The sequence below is a fragment of the Klebsiella sp. MS 92-3 genome (genome assembly GCF_000195655.1).
Classification (GTDB): domain Bacteria; phylum Pseudomonadota; class Gammaproteobacteria; order Enterobacterales; family Enterobacteriaceae; genus Klebsiella; species Klebsiella pneumoniae.
On the sequence record NZ_GL882858.1, the window covers coordinates 13,522 to 21,728 of the forward strand.

10 protein-coding genes are annotated in these 8,207 nt (G+C 57.0%); 3 read left to right on the forward strand and 7 right to left on the reverse strand.

All coding sequences use genetic code 11. The features are described from left to right. Window positions 1-274: OmpA family protein (locus tag HMPREF9538_RS30565; protein WP_009486139.1), on the forward strand; the 274-nt coding region annotated here is incomplete at its 5' end. Between the two features lie 8 nt (window positions 275-282). Here HMPREF9538_RS30565 and HMPREF9538_RS04025 read toward each other — a convergent pair. The 7 genes from HMPREF9538_RS04025 to ffh form a co-directional block, all read right to left on the reverse strand. Next, window positions 283-1,653 (reverse strand): PepSY-associated TM helix domain-containing protein, encoded by a 1,371-nt coding sequence (locus HMPREF9538_RS04025; RefSeq protein WP_002914118.1) that lies wholly within the window; start codon window positions 1,651-1,653, stop codon window positions 283-285. 56 nt (window positions 1,654-1,709) lie between these two features. Next, window positions 1,710-2,168 carry a DUF2946 domain-containing protein gene (locus tag HMPREF9538_RS04020; RefSeq protein WP_002914119.1) on the reverse strand — a complete coding sequence of 153 codons (459 nt, stop codon included), beginning with the start codon at window positions 2,166-2,168 and terminating at the stop codon, window positions 1,710-1,712. Window positions 2,169-2,287: 119 nt separating this feature from the next. Next, window positions 2,288-2,635 (reverse strand): 50S ribosomal protein L19, encoded by a 348-nt coding sequence (rplS, locus tag HMPREF9538_RS04010; protein WP_002914145.1) that lies wholly within the window; start codon window positions 2,633-2,635, stop codon window positions 2,288-2,290. A 39-nt stretch (window positions 2,636-2,674) separates the two neighbouring features. Beyond that, a complete protein-coding gene (gene trmD / locus HMPREF9538_RS04005) occupies window positions 2,675-3,442 on the reverse strand; it encodes a tRNA (guanosine(37)-N1)-methyltransferase TrmD (RefSeq protein ID WP_002914147.1) in 768 nt (255 codons plus the stop codon). Between the two features lie 31 nt (window positions 3,443-3,473). Next, on the reverse strand, window positions 3,474-4,022 hold the full coding sequence (gene rimM / locus HMPREF9538_RS04000; RefSeq protein ID WP_004150977.1) for a ribosome maturation factor RimM: 549 nt from the start codon (window positions 4,020-4,022) through the stop codon (window positions 3,474-3,476). An 18-nt stretch (window positions 4,023-4,040) separates the two neighbouring features. Then, the gene (gene rpsP / locus HMPREF9538_RS03995) at window positions 4,041-4,289 is read right to left on the reverse strand and encodes a 30S ribosomal protein S16 (RefSeq protein ID WP_002914149.1); all 249 of its coding nucleotides are present in this window, start codon (window positions 4,287-4,289) and stop codon (window positions 4,041-4,043) included. A 259-nt stretch (window positions 4,290-4,548) separates the two neighbouring features. Next, a complete protein-coding gene (gene ffh / locus HMPREF9538_RS03990) occupies window positions 4,549-5,913 on the reverse strand; it encodes a signal recognition particle protein (protein ID WP_002914152.1) in 1,365 nt (454 codons plus the stop codon). Between the two features lie 163 nt (window positions 5,914-6,076). Between ffh and HMPREF9538_RS03985 the strand changes: the two genes are divergently transcribed. Next, entirely contained in the window at window positions 6,077-6,868 is a 792-nt protein-coding gene (locus HMPREF9538_RS03985) for a cytochrome C assembly family protein (protein ID WP_002914153.1), read from the forward strand. A gap of 19 nt (window positions 6,869-6,887) precedes the next feature. Beyond that, a complete protein-coding gene (locus tag HMPREF9538_RS03980) occupies window positions 6,888-8,174 on the forward strand; it encodes an HlyC/CorC family transporter (protein ID WP_004149392.1) in 1,287 nt (428 codons plus the stop codon). Window positions 8,175-8,207: the final 33 nt, after the last annotated feature.

The following is an 8,207-nucleotide window of genomic DNA, read 5'->3' on the forward strand; positions in this document are numbered from 1 at the left end:
GCGGGGGGGGGGGGGGGGGGGGGGGGGGCCTACCGGGATCACCCATAGCCGCCTTGAAGGCCATACCGATAATTATGGTGAAGATAGCTACAATGAAGCCCTGTCGCTTAAGCGGGCCAACAGCGTGGCCGATGCCTGGGCGGAAGGCGCTCATGTCCCACGCAGTAATTTAGTCACCCGCGGCCTTGGCAAAAAATACCCGATCGCCAGCAACGACACGGCGGCCGGGCGCGCCGAAAACCGCCGGGTAACGGTGGTCATCAGCACTCCGTAAGTCTTCACTTAGTCGCTGGACTTCATCATCCTCATTGCCGTTGCCGCGCGCCAGCGCAGGTAGTCAACGGCAATGAACAGCAACAGGCTGGCTCCCATTAACGGCATGGCCAATCCAAGGGCAAACGCCAGCCCAAGCACCAGGCTTCGGGCAGGCCAGGCGAGCGACAGCCACGCCTGCAGCAGCGAATGCGCCGGATCCCAGGCGGCCTGAGGCGGACGGCGGATCCACCATAACCGGTACCCCACCCCGATGGTAACGCACAGCGCGCAGCCAAATCCCACCAGCAGCAGCTGATTCGCCAGACCAAAGAGGATCCCCATATGGAAATCGACGCCCCAGCGGGTGAGCTTCGCCATCAGCGGAAAGTCGGCAAAACGCGTGCGATCCACCACCTGCATCGTGGCGCCATCGATCGCCACCGCGTCCACCTGCGTCGGCCAGCGACGGTCGATCTCATTCACCGTCCAGGCGCGGTCGTCTGACACTGGCGGACGGATCTCCAGCCGGCTGGCGTTCAGCCCCGCCTGACGGGCCGCCGCCAGCGCCTGGTCAAACTGGGCCAACTGCAGCGCCGGCTGATGCTGGGCCATGGCCATCGCATCCATATGATGTCCGGCATGGGGATCGTGCGTCATCGGCATCTCGCCATGCAGCTGGGTATTGACCTGCGGCGTCAGCCAGCCGAACGCTGCCCGCATTTTGTCCACATTGCCGCCGGCCCATTGCGACCAGGTCAGGCCGGTGGCGGAGAAGAGCAGCATACCCACCAGTAAGCCCCAGCCCAGCGTCACGTGCAGCCGACGATGGTTCTGCAGGGCGTTATTCAGCCGCCGTTTTGGACGCGTCATCGCCCACAGGGCAATGCCTCCGAGCGCGGCCACCCACATCCAGGAGGCGGCCAGTTCGCTGTATAACCTCCCGCTGTCGCCCAGCAGCAGAGAGCGATGCGCATAATCAATCCACTGGCGCAGCGGCAGGATGCCGCTGGTGCCGTAGACCGTCATATCGCCCTTCACCCGCAGCGCGATCGGATCGACAAAAATAGCCCGGGATTCCGACTCTCCGAGACCCGGATCGGCAAACATAATGCGCGTGGTCTCGCCCAACGCAGGCGCCGGACGCACCGCCAGCAGCCGCAGATTGCCCTGGGTCGCTTCTTCGGCCACCGCAATCTGGGCGCTGAGCGGCTGCGGAGTCCCCTCGGCAAGGCCATGCAGCGCGTCGTGATAGAGCCAGTTTTCCAGCTGCGGCGTCGCCACGTACAGCGTGCCGGTCAGGGCAGCGACAAAGATAAACGGTCCGATAAACAGACCAATATAGAAATGGAGGCGACGCAGCAGGTTCAGCCATGCCGCGCGCGAGGTGCAGGTTGTCATACTTTTCCTTTTTTAAAGCAAAAGAGGTCGTTGCGCGGTGCGCAGATTGATTTTTATTAAAGGGAAAAAGCAGACAACCGCGGCGGGGCGCGGGTTTCGGGGTAGAGCCAGGGAAAGTAGTGCCAGTGCTTTAATACCGGGCGAGAAACCGGCAGGCGAATGCGCCGCAGGAGCATGGCGACGAACAGCGCCAGCGCGAAAAGGAGCCCCGGGACATGGGCTAACAGCACGCAATAGCCACACGCTTCGGCATGGTCCAGCGGCATTTCGTGTCCGGTATGCGTAGCGCCGTCTGTGCTGTGCATCATTGCCATCTTGTGCCCGGGCATCTGCGCCATGCTCGCGGACGAGCTATCCATCATCATGGCGTGGTGCATGCCGGGCATGGCGCTCATGGGGTCTTTTTGCAGGGAGACGGAGATCAGGGGGGCCACCACGATCAGCAGGATCGCCAACAGCGCCAGCCAGGCGGCTCGCCGTTTAGGTGTCGTTTGCTGAAAACTGTTGCTGACCACCGCCCCTCCGTATAGAGGGCGTATTGTAAATGATTTACATCACGATGGTTACAACAAAGATAAAAAAAGGGCCGGCCCTGAGGCCAGCCCTTTTTGTCAGGATGTCGCGAAAGCGAATCTTAGTTAAGACGCTCTTTGATACGAGCAGACTTACCAGTGCGCTCACGCAGGTAGTACAGTTTAGCTTTACGTACAGCACCACGACGTTTAACAGCAATGCTGTCAACTACCGGAGAGTGAGTCTGGAAGACACGCTCAACGCCTTCGCCGTTGGAAATTTTGCGAACAGTGAATGCAGAGTGCAGACCGCGGTTACGAATAGCGATAACCACGCCCTCGAATGCCTGCAGACGTTTTTTGGAACCTTCAACAACCCATACTTTCACTTCCACGGTATCACCCGGACGGAAGGAAGGTACGTCCTGCTTCATCTGTTCTTGTTCAAGTTGCTTAATAATGTTGCTCATAATTTAATCTCTTATCCTGGGTAAACTGATATTGGGGGCTCACGCCTGCCCATCATGTTTATGCTGCTGTTGCGCGTGTTCAGTTTTGAACTCCGCCAGCAGCTTTGCTTGCTCTTCAGTCAGAGCCAGGTTTTCCAGAAGTTCAGGTCTTCTAAGCCAGGTGCGGCCCAGCGACTGCTTCAGACGCCAGCGACGTATCTCAGCATGGTTTCCCGACAGCAATACTGGCGGTACTTCCATCTCCTCTAACACTTCAGGACGGGTATAGTGGGGGCAATCCAGCAACCCATCAGCAAAGGAATCTTCCGTTGCCGATGCTTCATGGCCCAGTACTCCCGGAATGAACCGGGAAACGGAGTCAATCAGCGTCATTGCCGGTAACTCACCACCGCTGAGAACGTAATCGCCGATTGACCATTCTTCGTCAATTTCGGTTTGGATTACGCGCTCGTCTATCCCTTCGTAGCGACCGCACACCAGAATCAGTTTCTGATTCGTTGCCAGTTCGCTGACGCCCGCTTGATCAAGCTTGCGTCCCTGAGGTGACAGATAAATCACCTTCGCGCCTTCACCTGCCGCGGCTTTTGCTGCATGAATGGCATCCCGTAAGGGTTGCACCATCATTAGCATCCCCGGTCCGCCGCCGTAAGGACGATCGTCCACGGTACGGTGCCGGTCATGCGTGAAGTCGCGAGGACTCCAGCTTTCGATGCTCAGCAGGCCATTTTTTACTGCCCGGCCAGTTACCCCGTAATCGGTAATTGCGCGGAACATTTCAGGAAACAGGCTAATTATGCCAATCCACATAGCGCCGTCTTTTACCGTTTATCCGGAGAATTTAAAAACCAGGATCCCAATCTACTTCGATAGTACGCGTAGTGAGATCGACTTTCTTGATAACCTGCCCATCGAGGAACGGAACCAACCGCTCCTTGATACCAAATGCATCTTTCAGGTTTGCCTTGATGACGAGCACGTCATTCGACCCGGTTTCCATCATATCGATGACTTTACCGAGGCTATAGCCTTCCGTCGTAACTACCTGGCAGCCCATCAGGTCTTTCCAGTAGTAGTCACCCTCTTCCAGCTCCGGCAACTGCGATGAATCCACGATAATTTCGCAATTAGTCAGTAGATTCGCGGCATCACGATCGTCAACGCCTTTCAGCTTGATGATGATGTCCTGATTGTGGTGGCGCCAGCTTTCCAGCTCAACGACCTGCCACTGACCCGCCTTCTGGATTAACCAGGGCTGATAGTCAAAAATGCTTTCGGCGTCTTCGGTGGAGGAAAACACTCTGAGCCAACCACGGATACCGTAGGAAGAACCCATTTTCCCCAATACGATCGGATCAACAGGTGCTTGCGCGGTGTGTTGCTTGCTCATCATGACCACCGTGACAGATTAAGCTGCTTTGTTAGCGGCTTTGATCAGCGCGGCAACGCGATCGGAAACAGTAGCGCCCTGGCCAACCCAGTGAGCGATACGATCCAGATCCAGGCGAGTTTCTTCTTCCGCACCGTTAGCGATCGGGTTGAAGAAACCAACGCGCTCGATGAAGCGACCGTTGCGTGCATTACGGCTGTCGGTGACAACAACCTGGTAGAACGGACGCTTTTTAGCGCCGTGACGTGCTAAACGAATAGTTACCATAACATCCTCTTGTGTGAATAAAACAACCGGGCCCCATCGAGGAACGGAGCCCGGTGTCATATTAAAAGCCCGAAAATTTTACTGATTTCTGGGGAAAATGCAATCAGCAGTTGATAAGTCTGCTGTAAAAGGCCGTCGGCGGTGCAGCCAGTTTAGTACCAGCGTGTGCGCAACCACTGTAACGTACAGGTAGTACGTGAGGATGGCGAGCACACCCCGGCGCTAAAATGGCAAACAAGATAGCCTTATGCCCTTGTTTTTAACGACCCGGGAAGCCTGGCGGCATCATCCCTTTCATCCCGCGCATCATCTTCATCATGCCGCCTTTCGACTTCATCTTCTTCATCATGCGCTGCATGTCGTCGAACTGCTTGAGCAGACGGTTCACATCCTGCACCTGCATGCCGCAGCCGGCGGCGATACGGCGCTTACGCGAACCTTTGATGATTTCCGGCTTAGCGCGCTCTTTCAGGGTCATCGAGTTGATGATCGCTTCCATACGCACCAGCACTTTGTCGTCCATCTGCGCTTTCACGTTGTCCGGGATCTGCCCCATACCCGGCAGCTTGCCCATCAGGCTGGCCATACCGCCCATGTTTTTCATCTGGCGCAGCTGCTCAAGGAAGTCGGTCAGATCGAAACCGTCGCCTTTCTTCAGCTTCGAGGCCAGCTTCTCGGCCTGCGCGCGGTCAACCTTGCTCTCGATATCTTCGATCAGCGACAGCACGTCGCCCATGCCGAGGATACGGGAAGCGACGCGGTCCGGATGGAACGGCTCCAGCGCTTCGGTTTTCTCGCCGACGCCGAGGAATTTAATCGGCTTGCCGGTAATATGGCGAATCGACAGCGCCGCGCCGCCGCGGGCGTCGCCGTCCACTTTGGTCAGCACCACGCCGGTCAGCGGCAGCGCTTCGTTAAAGGCCTTCGCGGTATTCGCCGCATCCTGACCGGTCATCGCATCGACGACGAACAGGGTTTCAACCGGGTTAATGGCGGCGTGGACGTGCTTGATTTCGTCCATCATCGCTTCGTCAACGTGCAGACGACCGGCGGTATCCACCAGCAGCACGTCGTAGAATTTGAGTTTCGCTTCTTTCAGCGCCGCGTTGACGATATCAACCGGCTTCTGCCCGACATCAGACGGGAAGAAATCGACGCCGACCTGCTCGGCCAGGGTTTCCAGCTGTTTGATCGCCGCCGGGCGGTAAACGTCCGCGGAAACGACCAGCACTTTCTTCTTGTGCTTCTCGCGCAGGAATTTCCCCAGCTTACCGACGCTGGTGGTTTTACCAGCACCTTGCAGGCCAGCCATCAGCACCACGGCCGGCGGCTGCGCGGCCAGGTCGAGCGTCTGGTTCTCTTCGCCCATCGCCGCCACCAGCTCGTTGCGGACGATTTTGACGAACTCCTGACCCGGGGTCAGGCTTTTATTGACTTCATGGCCGACCGCGCTCTCTTTGACGCGGCTGATGAAATCACGGACCACCGGAAGCGCAACGTCCGCTTCCAGCAGCGCCATGCGCACTTCGCGCAGGGTGTCTTTAATATTGTCTTCTGTAAGGCGTCCGCGGCCGCTAATGTTGCGCAGCGTACGCGACAAACGATCGGTTAAATTATCAAACATTGTCTCTCGCCTGAGGTGGAAACGGTCGGTCGCCGCAGCGACACACAAAACGAATGTGGCGGAGTATAACACGACATCAATCTGAATGTGCTGCAACGGTTGGAGCAGAGGCCTGCTAACGTTATACTGCTTCTCTTTCTTATTTAGCCAACAGCCGACACCTATGCCTGTTTTTGCTCTACTCGCCCTTGTCGCCTACTCCGTCAGCCTCGCGCTGATTATCCCCGGCTTGCTGCAAAAAAACAGCAGCTGGCGGCGAATGGCGATTTTATCTGCGACTATCGCCTTGATCTGCCATGCTTTTGCGCTGGAAGCACGGATATTCCCCGGCGGCGAGAGCGGGCAAAATCTCAGCTTACTGAACGTCGGGTCGCTGGTCAGCCTGATGATCTGTACGGTGATGACTATCGTGGCCTCGCGCAATCGCGGCTGGCTGCTGCTGCCTATCGTCTATGCCTTCGCGCTGATCAACCTGGCCTTCGCCACATTCGTGCCTAACGAATATATCACTCACCTGGAAACCACCCCGGGGATGCTGGTGCATATCGGCCTGTCGCTCTTCTCGTACGCCACGCTGATCATTGCCGCACTGTATGCGCTGCAGCTGGCGTGGATCGACTACCAGCTCAAGAATAAAAAGCTGGCCTTCAGCAGCGAAATGCCGCCGCTGATGAGCATTGAGCGCAAAATGTTCCACATCACCCAGGTCGGCGTGGTGCTGCTGACCCTGACGCTGTGCAGCGGCCTGTTCTACATGCACAATCTGTTCAGCAGCGAAAATATCGATAAAGCGGTGCTGTCGATTATTGCGTGGTTCGTCTATATCGTCCTGCTGTGGGGGCACTATCATGAAGGGTGGCGCGGACGTCGTGTGGTCTGGTTCAGCGTCGCTGGCGCCGGTCTGCTGACGCTGGCCTATTTTGGTAGCCGCGTGCTGCAGCAGTTCGTGAGCTAAGTCTTTTAAGGAATCCTACGTGGAACATATCTCCACCACCACGCTGATCATAACGCTGATCGTCATGGTGATTATCTCTGCCTATTTCTCCGGTTCCGAAACCGGCATGATGACGCTGAACCGCTACCGGTTGCGCCACATGGCGAAACAAGGCAACCGCCCCGCCAAGCGCGTGGAGAAGCTGCTGCGCAAGCCGGACCGCCTGATTAGCCTTGTGCTGATCGGCAATAACCTTGTCAACATTCTCGCCTCGGCGCTGGGCACCATCGTCGGCATGCGCCTGTACGGCGACGCCGGCGTCGCGATCGCCACCGGCGTACTTACCTTTGTGGTGCTGGTATTTGCCGAAGTGCTGCCGAAGACCATCGCCGCCCTCTATCCGGAAAAGGTCGCCTACCCCAGCAGCTTCCTGTTGGCGCCCCTGCAGGTGCTGATGATGCCGCTGGTGTGGCTGCTGAATACCATCACCCGCATACTGATGCGCATGATGGGCATCCGCACCGATACCGTCATCAGCAGCGCCCTGAGCAAAGATGAACTGCGCACGATTGTGAATGAATCCCGTTCACAAATCTCACGACGCAATCAGGATATGCTGCTGTCGGTGCTGGACCTGGAGAAGGTCAGCGTTAACGACATCATGGTGCCGCGCAATGAGATTGTCGGCATCGACATCAATGATGACTGGAAATCTATCGTCCGCCAGCTGACCCACTCCCCGCATGGCCGCATCGTGCTCTACCGCGATTCGCTGGACGATGCCATCAGCATGCTGCGCGTTCGCGAAGCCTACCGTCTGATGACGGAGAAGAAAGAGTTCACAAAAGAGATCATGCTGCGGGCGGCAGATGAGATCTACTTTGTTCCGGAAGGCACGCCGCTCAGCACCCAGCTGGTGAAATTTCAGCGCAATAAAAAGAAAGTCGGTCTGGTGGTCGATGAATACGGCGATATTCAGGGGCTGGTCACCGTCGAAGATATTCTTGAAGAGATTGTCGGCGACTTCACCACCTCCATGTCACCCACCCTGGCGGAGGAAGTGACCCCGCTTAACGACGGCACGGTGATTATCGACGGCAGCGCCAACGTTCGCGAAATCAACAAAGCGTTTAACTGGCACCTGCCGGAAGATGAAGCCCGCACCGTCAACGGTATTATCCTCGAAGCGCTGGAAGAGATCCCGGTCCCGGGCACCCGCGTGCGCATTGAGCAGTACGATATAGATATCCTCGACGTGCAGGACAACATGATCAAACAGGTGAAAGTGATGCCGGTGAAATCATTACGCGAGAGCGTCGCGGAGTAGCGCGAGCGAAGGAATTAATATCACGGTGGGGCG